The 18,291-nt window shown below is 69.7% G+C and carries 17 protein-coding genes and 1 pseudogene; 9 read left to right on the top strand and 9 right to left on the bottom strand.

Annotated features, from left to right (window positions below; translation table 11 throughout):
• Window positions 1-15 precede the first annotated feature (15 nt).
• Complete coding sequence (locus OG453_RS02245; RefSeq protein WP_266863955.1) at window positions 16-1,848, bottom strand: protein kinase; 1,833 nt, start codon at window positions 1,846-1,848, stop codon at window positions 16-18.
• Between the two features lie 364 nt (window positions 1,849-2,212).
• On the opposite strand from OG453_RS02245, the gene OG453_RS02250 reads away from it, so the two are divergent.
• From OG453_RS02250 to OG453_RS02280, 7 genes are all read left to right on the top strand, one after another.
• Window positions 2,213-2,785 carry a dihydrofolate reductase family protein gene (locus tag OG453_RS02250; protein ID WP_266863957.1) on the top strand — a complete coding sequence of 191 codons (573 nt, stop codon included), beginning with the start codon at window positions 2,213-2,215 and terminating at the stop codon, window positions 2,783-2,785.
• Between the two features lie 93 nt (window positions 2,786-2,878).
• On the top strand, window positions 2,879-3,913 hold the full coding sequence (locus OG453_RS02255; RefSeq protein WP_266863959.1) for an acyl-CoA desaturase: 1,035 nt from the start codon (window positions 2,879-2,881) through the stop codon (window positions 3,911-3,913).
• A 194-nt stretch (window positions 3,914-4,107) separates the two neighbouring features.
• Window positions 4,108-4,419, top strand: coding sequence for a hypothetical protein (locus OG453_RS02260; protein ID WP_266863961.1), 312 nt, complete (start codon window positions 4,108-4,110; stop codon window positions 4,417-4,419).
• Window positions 4,416-5,198 carry an ANTAR domain-containing protein gene (locus OG453_RS02265; protein WP_266863963.1) on the top strand — a complete coding sequence of 261 codons (783 nt, stop codon included), beginning with the start codon at window positions 4,416-4,418 and terminating at the stop codon, window positions 5,196-5,198. Before OG453_RS02260 ends, OG453_RS02265 begins: the two co-directional genes overlap by 4 nt.
• Window positions 5,195-5,959 (top strand): GAF and ANTAR domain-containing protein, encoded by a 765-nt coding sequence (locus OG453_RS02270; protein WP_266863965.1) that lies wholly within the window; start codon window positions 5,195-5,197, stop codon window positions 5,957-5,959. The genes OG453_RS02265 and OG453_RS02270 overlap by 4 nt, the downstream gene beginning before the upstream one ends.
• A 148-nt stretch (window positions 5,960-6,107) precedes the next feature.
• The gene (locus OG453_RS02275; RefSeq protein ID WP_266863967.1) at window positions 6,108-6,677 is read left to right on the top strand and encodes a DUF5994 family protein; all 570 of its coding nucleotides are present in this window, start codon (window positions 6,108-6,110) and stop codon (window positions 6,675-6,677) included.
• A gap of 214 nt (window positions 6,678-6,891) precedes the next feature.
• Entirely contained in the window at window positions 6,892-7,488 is a 597-nt protein-coding gene (locus OG453_RS02280; protein ID WP_266863969.1) for a hypothetical protein, read from the top strand.
• Between the two features lie 58 nt (window positions 7,489-7,546).
• Here the strand turns inward: OG453_RS02280 and OG453_RS02285 are convergent.
• Window positions 7,547-7,873: pseudogene (locus tag OG453_RS02285) on the bottom strand (DUF5994 family protein); the annotation flags it as partial.
• Between the two features lie 142 nt (window positions 7,874-8,015).
• Window positions 8,016-8,849 carry a bifunctional 2-polyprenyl-6-hydroxyphenol methylase/3-demethylubiquinol 3-O-methyltransferase UbiG gene (locus tag OG453_RS02290; protein WP_266863971.1) on the bottom strand — a complete coding sequence of 278 codons (834 nt, stop codon included), beginning with the start codon at window positions 8,847-8,849 and terminating at the stop codon, window positions 8,016-8,018.
• Window positions 8,850-8,921: 72 nt separating this feature from the next.
• On the opposite strand from OG453_RS02290, the gene OG453_RS02295 reads away from it, so the two are divergent.
• Window positions 8,922-10,736, top strand: a complete 1,815-nt coding sequence (locus OG453_RS02295; RefSeq protein ID WP_266863973.1) for a prolyl oligopeptidase family serine peptidase — start codon at window positions 8,922-8,924, stop codon at window positions 10,734-10,736.
• A 68-nt stretch (window positions 10,737-10,804) separates the two neighbouring features.
• A complete protein-coding gene (locus tag OG453_RS02300) occupies window positions 10,805-11,623 on the top strand; it encodes an SURF1 family protein (RefSeq protein WP_266863975.1) in 819 nt (272 codons plus the stop codon).
• 135 nt (window positions 11,624-11,758) lie between these two features.
• On the opposite strand, the gene OG453_RS02305 is transcribed toward OG453_RS02300, so the two are convergent.
• From OG453_RS02305 to OG453_RS02330, 6 genes are all read right to left on the bottom strand, one after another.
• On the bottom strand, window positions 11,759-12,949 hold the full coding sequence (locus OG453_RS02305; RefSeq protein WP_266863977.1) for a hypothetical protein: 1,191 nt from the start codon (window positions 12,947-12,949) through the stop codon (window positions 11,759-11,761).
• On the bottom strand, window positions 12,946-13,605 hold the full coding sequence (locus tag OG453_RS02310; protein ID WP_266863979.1) for a SigE family RNA polymerase sigma factor: 660 nt from the start codon (window positions 13,603-13,605) through the stop codon (window positions 12,946-12,948). Before OG453_RS02310 ends, OG453_RS02305 begins: the two co-directional genes overlap by 4 nt.
• Window positions 13,606-13,987: 382 nt before the next feature.
• Window positions 13,988-15,046, bottom strand: coding sequence for an aspartate-semialdehyde dehydrogenase (locus OG453_RS02315; protein ID WP_266863981.1), 1,059 nt, complete (start codon window positions 15,044-15,046; stop codon window positions 13,988-13,990).
• On the bottom strand, window positions 15,043-16,314 hold the full coding sequence (locus OG453_RS02320) for an aspartate kinase (RefSeq protein ID WP_135334655.1): 1,272 nt from the start codon (window positions 16,312-16,314) through the stop codon (window positions 15,043-15,045). The genes OG453_RS02315 and OG453_RS02320 overlap by 4 nt, the downstream gene beginning before the upstream one ends.
• A 243-nt stretch (window positions 16,315-16,557) precedes the next feature.
• Window positions 16,558-17,136 (bottom strand): Uma2 family endonuclease, encoded by a 579-nt coding sequence (locus tag OG453_RS02325; protein ID WP_266863986.1) that lies wholly within the window; start codon window positions 17,134-17,136, stop codon window positions 16,558-16,560.
• 50 nt (window positions 17,137-17,186) lie between these two features.
• Window positions 17,187-18,146, bottom strand: coding sequence for a hypothetical protein (locus OG453_RS02330; RefSeq protein WP_266863988.1), 960 nt, complete (start codon window positions 18,144-18,146; stop codon window positions 17,187-17,189).
• Window positions 18,147-18,291 lie beyond the last annotated feature (145 nt).

Below are 18,291 nucleotides of genomic sequence, written 5' to 3' on the forward strand. Positions count from 1 at the left end.
TGGGTGCGGACACCATCAGTACGGCACCGTGTCGCAGAAAGTCTCCGCCCAGGCCGAGGCGCCGTGCTTGTTCGCCGCGCGTACCGTCATGCAGATCTCGTCGCCGGAGTACGGGCCCTTGATCGTGTAGCTGGTGCTGCCGGTGGAGTACGTGGTGTCGACGTTTTTCTCGGTGAAGTTGCTGCCCTTGTTGGTGTAGTGGACGTCGTATCTGGTCGCTCGGGGGATCGCCGACCAGCTCACCTTGATCGGCATGTCGCACGCGCCGACACAGGAGTTGGTGTACACGGCCCTGTAACTCGTCAGGGCGGGGGGCGGTGAACCGGTGGACGAGTCGTCGGAGCCGGAGTCGGAGTCGGAGTCGGAGTCGGACGAATCTCCGCCGTCCGAGCCCGAGGAGCCGGATGAATCCGCGGGGTCGGATCCGTTGCCCGTGCCCGTCGTGTCTGAGTCGCTGTCGTCGGCCGGTGAACTGCTGGTGCTCTCCTGGGCGTTCGGGGAGTCCTTTTCGTTCTCTTTCTTCTTGCCGTCCTTGTCCTTTTTCTTTTCTTCCTTGGACGGTGAACTGCTGGGGGCAGTGGGTGAGTTGTCGCCGCCCGGCGTGGCGCTTGCGCTGTTGCCCGGGGGGCGGGCGTTTGTTCCGTCGCCGTTGCCGCCCCCGAACGGCTGGATCAGGGCCACCGTGCCGCCGCCGACCGTGATGACGGCGACGATGGGCAGCGCGATGATCGTGCGGCGGCGGCGTCCTTGCTTCTTGGTGTCGTTGGCCGACTGGGCTGCCGGGGCTACCGGGGTGTCCGGGACCTCTTCGGGAGGGGTGTCCTTTGGGCGCAGGCCGACCGTTGCTCGGTCCACCGGCTCCTCCCGTAGCGGCGCCGCCTCGGCGTCGAGCAGGCGGGCGGACTGTTGTGCGATGTGGGTGACGACGCCGGCAGGCAGCCAGGCGCCGCCCGCGGCGTGAGGGCGAGGGCGCTCTGGGGCCTCCAACAGGGCGTCGATTTCCGGTCGTTGGGCGATGTCCTTCGTCAGGCAGCGGGCGATCAGTTCCCGCAGCGAGGCGTCCTTGACGCGGGTCAGATCGGGTTCGCCCTCCACGATCTGGAACATCACCGCGTGCTGGTTGCTCGCCCCCTGCCCGAACGGCAGCTGCCCAGTCGCCGCATACGTCAGCACGCAGCCGAGGGTGAACACGTCGCTCTTTGCCCCGGCGCGCTGTCCGCGCACCTGCTCGGGTGACATGAAGCCGGGAGAGCCGATGGCCATTCCCGTACTGGTCAGCAGGGACTCGACGGATGTTTCGAGCGCCCGCGCGATCCCGAAGTCGATGACCTTCGTGCCGTCCACGGTGAGCATCACGTTGGACGGCTTCAGGTCGCGGTGCACGATCCCGGCTCCGTGGATGTCCTTGAGCGCCTTCAGCAACCCGTCGGCGAGGGTGTGCAGGGATGTGGGCGGCAACGGGCCGTGGCGTCGCACCACTTGTTCGAGGGAGAGGCCGGGAACGTAACCCGTCGCGACCCACGGCGGCTCGTCGGCCGGGCCCGCGTCCAGCACCGGCGCCGTGTACTGCTCCCCGACCTTCCGCGCCGCCTCGATCTCGCGTCGGAACCGCGCCCTGAAGTGCTCGTCGGACACGTGCTCTTCGTGCACCACCTTCACGGCCACGGTCCGTCCGCTGTCCGACCGCGCGAGGAACACCCTCCCCATGCCGCCGGCACCGAGCCGCCCGAGCAGCAGATACGGCCCGATGCGCGCGGGATCGCTCACCGCGAGCGGCTTGATGCCCCCGTCGACGTGGTCGTCCCGATCGTCGGCCTCATCCCGCTCGTCCCCGTTCGTACCGCTCATGATGGCGTGCTTCCCCCGGCTCTGCTCTTCGCGCCTGGTCAACGGCGTAACTCGGTTGAGAATAGACGTTGTTGATGTGGCTGGTGATTCAAACCGGGGGGTGGTCGGCTGCGATGGCCAGGACGGCTTCGTCGCTTCGTAGACCGGTCGGGGCGAGTGACCTCTACCTTTGCCTTCGGAGCTTCGGAGCTTCGGAGCTTCGGAGCTTCGGAGCTTCGGAGCTTCGGAGCTTCGGAGCTTCGGAGCGAGCGACTCGTACGACGACCTCCGATGAGTTTCCGCATGAACCAGAGTCAATAGACCCGTAACCGCAAAGCGGGGATGCGACCCAGCGCCCCCGACAGCCACCCCAGGAGATCTTGAGATGCGTACGTTGATCAGCACTGCTTTCGTCTCGCTCGACGGTGTCGTGGAGGCCCCGGGCGGCGAGCCCGGCTACCGGAACTCCGGCTGGACCTTCAAGGACATCGAGTTCGTCCCGGAGGCCTACGAGATCAAGGGCCGGGAGCAGAAGGACGCCGCGGCGATGCTGTTCGGGCGGGTCAGCTACGAGGCGTTCAGCCCGGTCTGGCCGGGCATGGAGGAGTTCGCGGACTACAAGCCGCTGCCGAAGTACGTCGTCTCCAGCACCCTCTCCGAGGACGCCCTGGTCGACGTCTGGGGCGAGACCACGATCCTGCGCTCCCTCGACGACGTCGCCGCGCTGAAGGAGACCGATGGCGGCCCGATCATCATGCACGGCAGTGCCACCCTGAACCGGAATCTGTCCGACGCCGGTCTGATCGACCGCTACCACCTGCTCGTCTTCCCGCTGCTGCTCGGTGCGGGCAAGCGGCTGTTCAGCAGCACGGACAAGGACACCCAGAAGCTGAAGCTCGTCGAGCACGAGGCGTACTCCAACGGCATGCAGCTGAACGTCTTCGACGTCATCCGCTGACGCGCACCTCGGGAGTACGCTGGCAGAAATCCACGATCCACCGGCCCCTGACCCCGGCCGTTCCCACCAGAACCGAGGTCAGAGGAGACGGGCATGCCCGCCAGTGGCAGCACCAGCACAAGTGCCAACACCGGCACCAACGCCAGTGCCGGCAACGACACTTGCTCCAACCCCACCACCCCCGCCTACGACGGATCCGCTCCCTTCCCCGTCGACGGCGGACCGGCACCCGCCCGCAGCGGCAGTGAGCGGGTGTACATCGGCGTGACCGCGGCGATCGTCGTCGGGCCCCTGCTCGCTCTGGGGCTCGCCGGGTGGCTGCTGTGGGGGCGGCTCATTCACCCCGTCGATGTGCTGCTCGCCCTCGCCCTCTACACCGTCACCGGTCTGGGCGTCACCGTCGGCTTCCACCGCGGACTCACCCACGGCGGCTACACGGCCGTCCGCCCGGTGCGGATCGCGCTCGCGGTGGCGGGCTCGATGAGCTTCCAGGGGGATGTCATCGGGTGGGTCGCGACGCACCGCCGCCACCACGCCTTCACCGACCGGCCCGGCGACCCCCACTCGCCCTACCGCTACGGCACCCGTCTGCGCGGACAGCTCCGAGGGCTCGTACACGCCCATGTCGGCTGGCTGTTCCGCAACGATCAGACGCCGGCCGAGCGGTACGCGCCCGATCTGCTCGCCGACCGCGATCTGCGCGCCGTGTCCCGTGCGTTCCCGGCCCTCTGCGTCCTCACCCTCGCCCTGCCGTTCGGGCTCGGCTGGGCGATCGGCGGCACCTGGGTGCACGGCCTGACCGCCCTGCTGTGGGCGGGACTTGTCCGTATCGCCCTGCTCCACCACGTGACCTGGAGCGTCAACTCCCTCTGTCACCTGGTCGGCGAGCGCCCGTTCCGCACCAGGCGCCACGACCGCGCCACCAACCTGTGGCCGCTGGCCCTGCTCTCCTTCGGGGAGAGCTGGCACAACCTCCACCACGCCGATCCCCCCTGCGCCCGCCACGGCGTCGACCGCGGCCAGCTCGATCCCTCAGCCGCCGTCATCCGCCTTTTCGAACGCCTCGGCTGGGTCCATGACGTGCGCTGGCCCGCCGCCGACCGCATCGCCGCCCGACGCGCTGCCTGAATACACCGCCACCGGTCTTGGCTCGCGCGGAAGCGGCAACCGACTGTTCTCCGCGAGACGCTCCGCCGCGTACTCCGCGGCACTAAGCTCGACCTGCGGTCGCCCGTGCCCCCGGCCCTCTCCGTGCAGTCGATCCCGCGCAACAGAGGCACTGCGCAGCGCAAAGCGACACCTTGATCGAGGAGATGGGGCAGATGTGCCCTCATCCCGGCTCCCCTGACCTTCCAGAACTGTTCGACGACTGCCGTGTGGTCCGCGCCGGCGGCGAGCTGGACCTGGCGACCGTGGCACCCCTGGCTCCGCTGTGCGAAGCATGGTCCGACTGCCGCGCCCGGCGCGGCTGGACCCGGGTCGTCCACAGCGGTCCCGGAGTCGGTCTGGTCTTCCGCGCCGGTGGCCTCCACGACCGCTTCCCCGCCCACGCGAACACCCAGGACGCCTGGCACGGGACCCGCTCCGTGTCCCGTACGGAAGGGTCCCTGGCGCGGCGGAACGGAGGCCGGTGATCAGCGACGGCCTGGTCGAGGTCCTGCGCTCGCTGCGTACGGGAAGCGGCGTCGATCCGGCGGAGACGAGCACGCGGGTGCTCGGCGTGGGCGGGGTCACCGTGTCCCTGCTCGCGGGGGACGAACGGATGTCGGCCCTGCCCGCCGGTGACGACCGGATGTCCGAACCCCTGTGGTCCTTTCCCGAGTTGAGCGCGCGCTACGAAGAGCTGCAGTTCACCTTGGGCGAGGGGCCGGGTCCCGACGCGGTCCGCTCCGGGGTCCCGGTCCTTGAACCGGACCTGCAACGGGTACGTCCCGACCGCTGGCCCGCGCTGCTGCCGGCCGCACTGGACCTGGGTGTGCACGGGGTGTGCTGTTTCCCCTTGGCCCTGGGAGCCGTCCGCCTCGGTGTGCTGACCCTGCTGTGCGATGCGACGCGACGGCTGAGCGCGCGGCAGTGCGCGGACGCCAACACCCTGGCCACCGTCCTGACCAGCATGGCGCTGAACGGTGGCCGCCCCGCCGCCCCCGGCCGCACCGACAACGTGAACGGCGAAGGCGCGATGACGCTTCAGGGGGCGCCGGAGCGGCTGTACCGGGCGGTGGTGCACCAGGCGACCGGCATGATCAGCGGCCAGCTCGGCGTGCCCGTGAAGGAGGCCCTGGTACGCCTGCGTGCCTTCGCCTACCGCAGTGAACAACCCGTCAGCGACGTGGCCACCGACGTGGTGGCCAGACGGCTGCGTTTCGATGACGATATGGGCGGGCCGAGTTCGCCCGACGGTGGAGAGGGATGATCGGCATGGCCCGGGAACAACGCCTCGCGGAGGTCTTCGTCGAGATCGCCGACTCGCTCACGGACGATTTCGACGTCCTGGATCTGCTGCAGCGGCTGTCCACACGCTGTGTGGAACTGCTCGATGTCTCGGCGGGCGGCATCCTGCTCGCCGACGCGTACGGCGAGCTACAGGTCATCGCCGCCTCGGACGAGCACACGCGTCTCCTCGAACTGTTCGCCTGCCAGCAGGACCAGGGCCCCTGCGTGGAGTGCTGCCGCACCGGCACGGCCCGCACGAACATCGCCCTGGACGGCCCCGAAGCCGCCGCGAGCTGGCCGCACTTCACGCAGCGGGCGCGCGAGACCGGATACCTCACCACCCACGCGATCCCCCTGCGCCTGCGCGACCGCGTGGTGGGTGCGCTCAACCTCTTCCAGACCACCCCGCACGCCCTGGGCGACGACGACATCGCCCTCGCCCAGGCGCTCGCCGACGTGGCCACCATCACGATCCTCCAGCAACGCAGCCTGGAGCAGTCCCACGTCGAGAACGGCCAGCTGCAGACCGCCCTCACCAGCAGGATCATGGTGGAACAGGCCAAGGGCCTGCTCGCCGAGCGTTGGAACACCACGGTCGACGACGCGTTCGACGCCTTCCGCAGGTACGCCCGCGCCCATCACGAACGGCTTTCGGACCTCGCCCGGCAGATCGTCGACGGCGACTTCGACACCGCCATCATTCCGGCGCCGGCGGCCGCGCCCGCCACTGAAGAAGCATGACGGGACGGCACCTCCGGCGGGACCGGTCGCGGAGTACCCTGGGCTTACCGAGGGCATTTCGTATATCGGCCGCCGCGCCGCTGTCGTTTTCGGTGAATCATGACCCCGGGCCGCTTTCGCGAGGCCGGCCCGGAGACGGGTCCGCGCCATGACCGCGACGACCGAACGCACCGTGCCGGTAGTGAAGACCACCATCCCCGCGCCCACCATCCCCGCGCCTTCCACCGGCGCCCGGATCGCGCTGAAGCACGCGGATGTTCCCGCGGGGCTCCTGGACGGCGCCTGGTGGCCCCGTTCCCGCGACCTGACGCGTGAACTCCCCGCACTGGCCGCCGTACTGGACGACCGCTTGGGCCGGATCACCCGCGTCGCGGTCAACCCCCGCAACTGGCCGACCATCCCGCGCCAGGTCCAGGTGACCGGGCATCTGGTCAAGATCGGCTGGTTCACGCCCGAGCTGGATCCGCACAAGATCCTGCTGCTCTCGTACACCGTCGGCCGCTGGGACCTCCTGGTGATCCCGCCGGAGACCGGCCCCGGCGATGCGGCCCGGCTGATGGCCGCGGCGACCCGTCCGGAGAGCGCGCTGCTGACGGCGAGCGACCTGATGGCGGCCGAGCAAGCCACAGAAGAGTCCGAGGAATCGTGGGAGGACGACGGCGGGTCCTCCGGCGTCGTGACGGCCGTGCTGAACGGCCGCGCTCCCGGAGGAAGGTGAGTGTCATGGAGACCGCCATCGTCATCGCGGCCATCTGCGTGATGATCGTCCTCGGGGTGCTCTTGATCCATCGGATGAGGCCGCACTGAGAGGCCGCGCTGACTCGACGTGATGGATCCTTGACGCCCCGTTCCGCTCGCCGTTCCGTGGTGTCACCATGCGGAGTCCAGGGGTGTCGAGGGGTGTCCTCGGTGGGGGCGGGCGGGAGGCGCAGATGGCTGAGGTTTTCTTGCGGCGGCTGACACGGTGGCAGGCTGAGCAGCAGCGGGAAGCGGTGGCCGATGTCTACGTAGAGGCCTACCGGGGCGTGGCCGGTGCCGAGTACGCGGACCGGCAGGGGTTTCTGCAGCGCTTCGAGAACACCGTGCAGCGGCCCGACTTCGACATGGTCGTGGCCGACGCCTCGGGCCTCGTCGGCTGTCTCTACGGGTATCGCGCCGCGCGCACCGGTGACTGGTGGGAGGGGTTCCGCGGCATCCTGCCCACGGAGGTCGAGGAACGTACCGCATCGGGGCGGGTCTTCATCCTGACCGAGCTCATGGTGGTGCCCTCCTTCCGGCGGCAGGGCGTCTCGGAGCGGCTGCGCACACTGCTCCTCGTCCGGCACACCACCGATCTGGTCGTCGCGGTGATCAAACGGGACGACGATCTGGGGCGGGAGGTCCTGCGGTCATGGGGGTGGACGAAACTCGGGGAGTTCGACTCGGGCGACCCGAGCGGCTCGGGCTCGGCAGGATCGGCACGCCGGGCAGGGACGGGAGCGCCGGCACCGGGTGAACTCGCGTGGGAAGGGTGGATGCGACCGTCGTAGCCGATGTCATGAGTGCGGCCGCCTCTGCGGCGGTCGCCTCCGGCGGCACCACGAGCAGGTCCCAGCGGCCGCGGCCCTGCGCGAGCAGGCAGACCGTGTGCGGGTCGTGCCGGCCCGGGGACCGCCTCAGACGTACGACGTGGTTGGCGACCAGCATGCGGCCCGGCAGCGCCGTCCACATCGCGCCGTCCACCGTGACGCTGTCGATCCTGCCCCAGGCGGCCGGCAACGCCGCGATGAGGAGCGGCAGTTCGGCGATCAGCTCGCCGGAGCGGGGCCACCAGGCGCCGTCGATGCGGCGCGGCAGGGGGCTGTGTGGGGCGAGGCCAAGACGGGCGGGGCCGGGTTTTGCGGAGACGGGTGTTGCGGAGACGGGCGTGCGCATGGCTGGCTCCTGTTACCGCGGTGGGTGGAGCCAGGGTCTGGGGCTGCCCATGGGGATTGGCTCGGTTCGTCCAGGCTAGTCCTCGGTGGGCGGTTCGGCGTCGGCCGGGAGGATGAGTACCGCCGGGCCGGCTCGGGCCCGGTCAGGCGGCCGCCGGCCTGCTTGCCTTCAAGGAGTACATGAGGGGGATGCGGGGCCTGGACACCGGGAACCGGTAGGCCCCGTCCCGGAGTTCGAGTGCTCCGAAGCGCTCGAAGAGGGTGCTGTCGTGCTCATGGAGGAAGTCGACGCGCAGGCCCGCCGATGCCAGGGCCGTGATGACCTCGCCCACGGGGTGCTGCCACTCCACGCTGCGGTTGTGGACCGTGGGGGTCGTCGTGTCCGCGTAGCCGCCCGGGGTCTCGTCGATCCAGGCGTCGCGGGCGAAGTAGTCGTACGCGATCCGTGAGCCCGTCTCGTCGTCGAGGATGTCCGCGAGCGGGTGGAACTCGGCGAGGTAGAGGAAGCCGCCGGGCGCGACGAGCGCGGCCGCGGTCTCGGCCCAGCGCCGGATGTCGGGGAGCCAGCACAGGGCGCCCACTCCGGTGTAGACGATGTCGTACGAGGTGTCGGGCACCGCGTCCGCGGCGTCGTACACGTCGGCCGCGACGAAGGATGCCTGGTCGGCGGTGAGGCCGAGCTCGGCGGCCAGGTCGCGGGCCGCGTCGACGGCGGGCTCGGAGAAGTCGAGCCCGACCACGCGGGAGGCACCGTGCCGGGCCCAGGACAGCGTGTCGAGGCCGATGTGGCACTGGAGGTGGAGCAGCGAGCGCCCGGTGACGTCGCCGACCTCCGTGAGCTCGAAGTCGCGCAGCGGGTCCTTGCCGGAGCGGAAGGCTTCGAGGTCGTAGTAGTCGCTGGCGAGATGGAGCGGGACGCGTTCGTCCCAGCGTTTTCGGTTGGCCTCGCGCCAGTCGGAAGGGGTCGGGGAGTACATGCCGGAAAAGTTATCCACAGGCTGGGGACCCTCGCCAGCGGATTGTCGGCGCGGGCGTGCACTATGGGGTCCATGAGCGATGTGGGCGATGTGCGCAATGCGGGTGCGGGGATGCCGGACTGGGAGAAGCGGTTCCGTGCGCCGCGGGTCTCGCTGCCGGACTGGGCGGAGGAGGCTCCGAGCCGCTCCTTGTTCGTGTCGAACGCGACAGGGACGTACGAGCTGTACGCGTGGGACCGGGCGACCGGCGAGCAGCGCCAGGTGACGGACCGGGCGAACGGCACGACGGACGGCGTCCTCACGCCGGACGGCGAGTGGATCTGGTGGTTCAACGACAAGGACGGCGACGAGTTCGGCGTGTGGATGCGCCAGCCCTTCGCGGGCGGCGGCACCGACGAGCCCGCGGTACCGGGACTCGAAGCGTCGTATCCGGCGGGGCTGGCCCTCGCGCGGGACGGGCGGATGTCCGTCGTCGGGCGCTCCACGGACGAGGACGGTTCGACGATCCATGTCGTACGTTCCCCGGGCGCGGACCCCGTCGAGATCTACCGCCACCGCGAGTCCGCGGGCGTCGGCGACCTCTCCCACGACGGCTCCCTGATCGCCGTCGAGCACACGGAGCACGGCGACGCGATGCACTCCGCGCTGCGGGTGGTCAGGCCGGACGGGTCGATGGTCGCCGAGCTCGACGACACCGAGGGCGGCACGGTCGAGCTGGGCCTTGAGGTGCTCGGCTTCGCGCCGGTCGACGGGGACGCGCGGCTGCTCGTCGGGCATCAGCGGCGCGGCCGCTGGGAGCCGATGGTGTGGGACGTCGCCACGGGCGAGGAGACGGACCTGGCCCTCGACCTGCCGGGTGACGTGAGCGCCGAGTGGTATCCGGACGGCTCCGCGCTGCTCATCGCGCACAGCTTCGAGGCCCGCAGCGAGCTGTTCCGGTACGGGTTCGGCTCGGGTGATCTCGTCAGGGTCGACACTCCCGCGGGGTCGGTTTCGGGGGCGACCGCGCGGCCGGACGGCAGCGTGGAGTACCTGTGGTCGTCGGCCGCCGAGCCGCCGGTGGTGCGGTCGACGGCGGGCGGCGTCGTGCTCGACCCGCCGGGCATGAAGGCCCCGGCGTCCGTGCCGGTGGAGGACGTGTGGGTGGAGGGTCCCGGCGGCCGGGTCCACGCCCTCGTACAGAAGCCGGAGGGCGCGAGCGGACCGCTCCCGACCGTCTTCGAGATCCACGGCGGGCCGACGTGGCACGACAGCGACGCGTTCGCCGCGGGCCCCGCGGCCTGGGTGGACCACGGGTACGCGGTGGTGCGGGTCAACTACCGCGGTTCCACCGGGTACGGCCGGGAGTGGACGGACGCGCTGAAGCACCGGGTCGGTCTGATCGAGCTGGAGGACATCGCGGCGGTGCGGGAGTGGGCGGTGACGTCGGGCCTCGCGGACCCGGACCGGATCGTCCTGGCCGGCGGCTCGTGGGGCGGCTATCTCACCCTCCTCGGCCTCGGCACCCAGCCCGACGCCTGGGCGCTCGGCCTGGCCGCGGTGCCGGTCGCGGACTATGTGACGGCGTACCACGACGAGATGGAGGCCCTGAAGGCGATGGACCGCACGCTCCTGGGCGGTACGCCGGAGGAGGTCCCCGAGCGCTTCGAGGCGTCGTCCCCGCTGACGTACGTGGACGCGGTGAAGGCGCCGGTCTACATCTCGGCGGGCGTCAACGACCCCCGCTGCCCGATCCGCCAGATCGACAACTATGTGGACCGGCTGAAGGCGCGGGAGGCGGTGCACGAGGTGTACCGGTACGACGCGGGGCACGGCTCGCTCGTCGTGGGCGAGCGGATCAAGCAGGTGCGGTTGGAACTGGACTTCGCGCAGCGGCACCTTCGCTAGCGGCACCTCCGCAAGGGGGGACGGACCCCCACGGGCCGGGCGCCGCAAGGGCCCCGTACCGTGGGGGTGTGTACCGGTTCCTGCTGACGCCCCGCTGGTGGGGGATCAACGTCTTCGTCCTGCTGGCCATCCCCGTCTGCATCTTCATGGGGTCATGGCAGCTGGCACGCTTCGAGGACCGCGTCGAGGCGCATGACGCCGCGCAGGAGAAGGCCGACCGGCAGGCCTCGCCGTCCCGTGACGCGTCGGAGGCCCGGCCGCTGGACTCCCTCCTCCCCGTCGACAAGGAGACGTCCGGGGAGCTGGCGTCGGCGACGGGGCGGTACGGCAAGCAACTCCTCGTGCCGGACCGGAAGTTGGACGACAAGTCCGGTTACTACGTCCTGACGCTGCTGCGCACGGACAGCGGCAAGGAGCTGCCGGTCGTGCGGGGGTGGCTGCCGGGGAAGGCGGGCGCGGGTTCGGCGAAGGTGCCGGCCGCGCCGTCCGGGGAGGTCACCGTGACGGGGGCGCTGCAGGCCTCCGAGAACCCCGGGGCGAACGGGGTCAGTGCGGCGGGAGGGCTGCCGGACGGGCAGCTCGGCGCGATCAGTGCGGCGTCGCTGGTGAACCTGGTTCCCGGTGATGTGTACGACGCGTGGGTGACGCTGGAGAAGGGCGACTCCGGCATGAAGCCGGTGCCGGCGGCCGCTCCGGAGAACTCCGGTCTTGACCTCAAGGCGTTCCAGAACCTCGGCTACACCGGGGAGTGGTTCGTCTTCGCGGGGTTCGTGGTGTTCATGTGGTTCCGCTTGTTCCGGCGGGAGCGGGAGTTCGCGCGGGACGCGGAGCTTGGGCTGCTGCCGGATGCGGTGGAGTCTGGGCCGGAAGTGGTTCGCGGGGCCTAGGGGTTTCTTTCCCGAACCCCGCCCCTTCCCGAAATTTTCCGGCTTCGCCGGCCGTGTGCACACCGGAAAATCACCGGCTTCGCCGAGTTCGTCCTCAAACGCCGGACGGGCTGAGAGATTGCGGCCGGAGCCCCGCTAAGAAGCCGACAGCATGCCCGTTCGGTAGACCGTCCCGGCGCACGCATTGCCGATCGTCGCCCCCGCCGACGGCGCACCCGCCGATGCCGTGAGGGACACCGTCACGCCGCCGTCCGCGACGCCGCCGTCCTCGCGGACCATCTGCGGTTCCGTACCGCCAGGCGCGCCGCCGTCCGTGCCGCCGGCCCCGCCGCCACTGGCGTCCTCCGTCGGAGAAGGGTCGGGGGAAGGCTCGCCGCCCTCCGTGGGGCACGCCTCCGACGGCACCCACGCGAAGCGGACCTCGTACGCCGCACCCGGCTTGAGGACCAGCTGGCTCACCGCCTCCGCGGGATCCGGCAGCGCCGACGCCGCATCGCCCGCCACATGGTCGACGACGCTGATCTTCGCCGGGTCGGCCGCGCCCGTCACCGCCGTCGAGACGGATCCCGCCGCGCTGACCGTGCAGCTGCTGCCGGAGACATTGGCGACCCGGAAGGAGCCGTACACCTTGCCGTCGGCCTCCGCCGCGCCCGCGGTGCCCGAGGCGTTGCCGAGCTGGTCGATCGTGCAGGCGGGCGAGTCCGTGGACGCCGTGCCCGAGGGGTCGGGGCCGCCGGTCGCGCCGCTGCTGGCCTCACCCTTCCCCTTGTCGCCCTTGTCGCCCTTCTTGCCCTTCTTGTCTTTCTTGTCCTTGGAGGGGCCGGAGTGGCTGCCCTCGCCCTTCTCGCCCCCGTCCGGACCCTTGCCCTGGCTCGAACCGCCCTGCGTCTGCTCGCTGTTGCCGGCTATCGAAGGACGGTCGTCCGAGCCGCCGCCCGAGTTCGTGACATGCACGAGGGCGGGGATCGCCGTACCGATGAAGAGCGCCGCGGCGGCCATGCCGACCACGGCCTGGCGCTTGCGCGCGCGGCGGGCCGGGACCGCGTACCGAAGGCGCTCAAGGGCGCGGTCGCCCGGCTCGATCTCCTGGACGGCCTGCCGCATCATGCGGCGCAGCGCCAGTTCGTCCGAGCCGAAGCCGTCGGCAGCGCCCGCGTCCGTGCCAGTGCCCGCCTTCGGTCCGGTCGATTCCTCGCCCCGGTCCTCGCCCTGGTCCTGGCCGTGGTTCACAGTTCCGTCCCCAGCGTGCTGCTCAAACTCGGCGTTCTTGGCGTTCTCGGCGTGCTCATCGCGCTCTCGCCCGTACTCATGCTCATGCTTGCTCATGCCGGCGCCTCCATGGCGATCCGGAGAGCCGCGATCCCGCGCGAACCGTACGCCTTCACCGAGCCGAGCGATATGCCCAATGTCTCGGCGACCTGCGCCTCGGTCATGTCCGCGAAGTACCGCAGGACGAGGACCTCGCGCTGGCGGCGCTGAAGTCCGCGCATCGCCTTGATCAGCTCGTCCCGCTCCAGGAGGTCGTACGCCCCCTCCTCCGCGCTCGCCATGTCCGGCATCGGCTTGGAGAGCAGCTTCAGACCCAGGATCCGGCGCCGCAGCGCGGACCGCGACAGATTCACGACGGTCTGGCGGAGGTAGGCCAAGGTCTTCTCGGGGTCCCGCACGCGCTTGCGCGCCGAGTGCACCCGGATGAACGCCTCCTGCACGACGTCCTCGCAGGACGCCGTGTCGTCGAGGAGCAGCGCCGCCAGGCCGAGCAGCGACCTGTAGTGGGCGCGGTAGGTCTCGGTCAGGTGGTCGACTGTGGTGCCCGCGCTCATCGTCTCGTCAGCGCCCTCGCGCTGTGCCGGGATGCGGGCGGACCGCGTGGTGGGCATGGGCGCGATCACCGGCATACCGGCGGGCGCACGGGGACGGCGAGGCGGGCGAAGGGCCGCGCCCCTCGCCTGAACCGCTGTGAAATCGAGTACCTCTGCCACGCCTGTTGGACACGCCTACCCCCGTGAGGGTTGTACGCATCGCGCAACGCGTTTGCGGCAGGCACCGTCTCCGACGGTGACGAAGCATCAAATGCCCCCATGCGTACCAGCTCTTCCCCTATGCCCATTTTTTGCAGCGCTTCGAGCCGCCCCCTGAGGGCGATCACAGAGACGCGCCCCGCCCTGCTGCCGGTTGCAGTGGACGGGGGCGAATCTTCGAACGCGGCGATGGTCCAGTTCAAGCGGTCCTGGCCACCGAGTTGGACACAGAACTTACACAGATCCCACAGAGACTTCCGCTTCGGGGAGCCCCGAGGAACTCTTCGCGGAGCCCCGAGGAACTCTTCGCGGAGCCCGCAGGGACCCTTGAAGGGCCCGCGGACTAACGCCCGGTGAACTCGGCGGCCACCAGCTCGGCGATCTGCGCGGTGTTCAATGCGGCCCCCTTGCGCAGATTGTCCCCACAGACAAAAAGCTCAAGTGCGGCCGGATCGTCCAGCGAGCGCCGCACCCGCCCCACCCAGGTCGGGTCGGTCCCCACCACGTCGGCGGGCGTCGGGAACTCACCGGCGGCAGGATTGTCGAAGAGCACGACACCCGGAGCGGTGGCGAGGATCTCGCGCGCGCGGTCGACGGTGACCTTGTCCTCGAAGCGCGCGTGGACGGTCAGCGAGTGCGTCGTGACGACGGGAACGCGTACGCACGTGGCGGCGACCTTGAGATCCGGCAGGCCGAGGATCTTGCGCGACTCGTCCCGCACCTTCATCTCCTCGGACGACCAGCCGTCGTCCCGCAGAGTCCCGGCCCACGGCACGACGTTCAGCGCCACGGGCTCGGGGAAGGGCCCCGTGTCGTCCCCGACGGCACGTCGTACGTCACCGGGGCTCGTGCCCAGCTCAGTGCCGGCCACCAGCTGCATCTGGCGGCGCAACGTGTCCACACCATCCCGGCCCGCCCCGCTCACGGCCTGATACGAGGAGACGACCAGCTCGCGCAGACCGAACTCGGCATGCAGCGCGCCAATGGCCACGATCATCGACAGGGTCGTGCAATTGGGATTGGCGACGATGCCGCGCGGGCGTACGCGCGCGGCATGCGGATTGACCTCGGGGACGACCAGCGGCACGTCCGGGTCCATCCGGAAGGCGGCGGAGTTGTCGACCACGACGACACCCTTGGCGGCGGCGATCGGCGCCCACTGCGCCGCGACCTCGTCGGGCACGTCGAACATCGCCACGTCCACACCGTCGAAGACGTCCTCGCCCAGTGCGAGGACCTCGACCTCCTCACCGCGCACGGCGGCCTTCCGGCCGGCCGAACGCGGTGAGGCGACGAGTCGGATCTCGCCCCAGATGTCGGCGTGCTGCGACAGGATCTGGAGCATGACCGTGCCGACGGCCCCGGTCGCTCCGACGACCGCGAGCGTCGGCTTACGGGTCATCGGCCGGTGCCTCCATAGACCACGGCCTCATCGGTGTCCGAGTCGAGCCCGAAGGCGGTGTGCACGGCGCGCACGGACTCGTTCGCGTCGTCGGCGCGGGTGACGACCGAGATGCGGATCTCAGAGGTCGAGATCAGCTCGATGTTGACCCCCGCGTCGCTGAGCGCCTCGAAGAAGGCGGCGGTGACGCCGGGGTTCGTCTTCATGCCGGCGCCGACCAGCGAGATCTTGGCGATCTGGTCGTCGTACCGAAGAGACTCGAACCCGATGGCCGACCGCGTCTTCTCGAGCGCGTCGATGGCCTTCCGCCCCTCGGCCTTGGGCAGCGTGAAGGAAATGTCGGTCAACCCGGTCGAGGCGGCCGAGACATTCTGGACGATCATGTCGATGTTGACCCCGGAGTCCGCGATCGCGCGGAAGATCGAGGCGGCCTCGCCCGGCTTGTCCGGCACGCCGACGACCGTGATCTTGGCCTCCGAGGTGTCGTGCGCGACACCGGAGATGATGGCCTGCTCCACCTTGCGGTCCCCTTGCGGTTCGTTGCTGACCCACGTGCCCTGAAGTCCCGAGAAGGACGATCGCACGTGAATCGGGATGTTGTAACGGCGGGCGTACTCCACACAGCGGTGAAGCAGCACCTTGGAGCCGGAGCTCGCGAGCTCCAGCATGTCCTCGAAGCTGATCCAGTCGATCTTCCGGGCCTTCTTCACGACCCGCGGATCGGCGGTGAAGACACCGTCGACATCGGTATAGATCTCGCAGACCTCGGCGTCGAGGGCGGCGGCGAGGGCGACAGCGGTCGTGTCCGACCCACCACGACCCAGCGTGGTGATGTTCTTGCCCTCCTGGCTGACTCCCTGGAACCCGGCGACGATGGCGATGTTGCCCTCGTCGATCGAGGCCCGGATCCGCCCCGGTGTCACATCGATGATCCGCGCTTTGTTGTGGACGGAGTCGGTGATGACACCGGCCTGGCTGCCGGTGAACGACTGGGCCGCGTGGCCCAGGTTTTTGATCGCCATGGCAAGGAGGGCCATGGAGATCCGCTCTCCGGCGGTCAGCAGCATGTCGAATTCGCGCCCGGCAGGGATCGGGGATACCTGCCCGGCAAGATCGATCAACTCATCCGTCGTGTCACCCATGGCGGACACCACGACAACGACCTGATGGCCGTTCTTCTTGGCGTCGACAATCCTCTTGGCGACCCGCTTGATGCCCTCGGCATCGGCTACGGAGGAGCCTCCGTACTTCTGCACGACAAGGCTCACGTGCGCTCCTCGCTCAGTCCGTGTCTTACCGCACTGCTGCGGTCGGCTCAGTCTAACGAGCGGTCGAAATTCGCCTCGCAAATACCACATGGTGAGATGTCCCGCTCACTACGTGATCATCACGGGCATACGCTCCCGCTGCTCGGGAGGTACGTTCCGACCGCTCGGCTTGTCGCATGCCCGCTGTGGAGTGGGGCACTCCGGAAAGTGGGGTGGGTCACAGGTTCGGGTCGGCTGGGGCCTTCACTCCACGAACTCCTTCAGTGCCTCGGTTTCCAGGGCGATGTCCACGGGAGCGGGTAGCTGGACCACAGCACCGAAACGGTGGTTCTCCAGCTTGCGGTAGCGACCGTCCTCCGGGTCCGTGAACACGGTGACCGAGCAGTCATCACGGTCGATCAGGAGATACACGGGGATGCCTGCTGCCGCGTAGCCGTCCGGCTTCTCCACGCGGTCACGACGATTGGTGTCGGAGTCGAACGAGGTGACCTCCACGGCCATCAGCACAGCGGACGTGTCCGACCATTCGCCATGCCCCTTGAAACTGCCGGTAGGAGCCAGCACGCCGTCCGCGCGGGCACGGCCCTTGCGGTACGTCTCGGTCTTCAGCCCGCCCTCCTGATAAAGCCCCAGCTCCGGCCGCTGCTGCATGCACTGCCTGAGCAGCCACATGCAGATCTCCCTGTGGTTGCCGTCCGGCACGGGCTTGACCATGACCTTTCCGTTGATGAACTCCAGCCGCACCGTCTCCGGCGCATGGCGCTCGAGCTCCTCGAACTCCTCGACGGACATCTGGGGCCGGTCGGTGGTGCTGGGGGTCATGGCGTCGCCTCCTTGACTCCATGGTGCCCGGACCGGCACGTCCTGCACGCTCATACGCCACCTCGCGCCGTCGGCAGACCGGCGGCGCGCCTCAGCTCCGCCACCCGCTCGGTCACATCCATCACCGGTGCCGCAGTGCGTGGGCGGGTCAGGAACGTGTCGGGTACGTATCCGATCTGGATGCCCAGGCGGGCTTCCTCCGCTTCGAACGCGTCGCACTCCGCTCGGCAGTCGGCGCAGATCCCGTGGACCAGCTCCGCCGTGGTCTCGGGCTCTTCGCAGAATCCGCAGACCATGACGGCGCGGGTGACGTGGACGCGGGCGCGGGTCTTGGGGTTCGGCTTGGGGGGCATCTTGCTCTCCAATCGGGTGCGGGCGAGGCCGCCGGGGTTGGTGACGGTGGGTGGCAGCCCTTCGGTGAGGGCGCGGGTGATGTCCTGCGGGGTGGCTCCGCGGGCCAGCCATTCCGCTGCACGGGGCTCCAGCTGCTTGCATTCGCCCTCCGAGAGGGCCATGCGGGGGTCGGCGGTGCGGAGTTGGGCGAGGGTGCGGTAGGCGGGGGTGGTGTTCTCGGCGGCCGGTGCGGCTTCCGACTCGGGCGGCTCTGGGGTCGGTTCGCTGGTGCGGGCGAGGCCCGGGTGGTGGTCGTGGGTCACGTCCCGCCCGTGCCGGGCGCGGACGAAATCGGCCCACCATTCCTCTGACCTGGGGATCCGTGACCAGTACGTCCTGGTCACCCAGCGCATCGAGTTGTCCTCGACGGTGAGGTGCTCCTTGACCCAGCGGAGGTGGCCGGCCTCGGTCAGCCGTCGCAGCGAGGTGCGGATGGCTTGCTGGCCGTACCGGGGGTGCGCGGCGGCGAGGTCCTTGTAGCCCATCGCGGCGCCGTCTTCGAGGTGGTCGATGAACGTCGCGAGTTCGGCCTCGCGGGTGCCCAGATGTGCGAAATCGGCTTCGCTGTACGGTTCTTCGTCATCCGCGAGGCGTTTGCCGTAGCCCGTTTTGGCCATCGGGTGGGACGGGGACGGCAGGACAGGATTAGGGTTGGCGTATGCCACGGTCGACTCGCGTTCGATCGTAGGACTAGGCCTCGGCTTTCGGTGTTGGCGCACCGGCCGGGGCCGTTCTATTGCCGCGAACGTAGAGCGGCTTTAC

The organism is Streptomyces sp. NBC_01381, assembly GCF_026340305.1.
GTDB lineage: Bacteria > Actinomycetota > Actinomycetes > Streptomycetales > Streptomycetaceae > Streptomyces.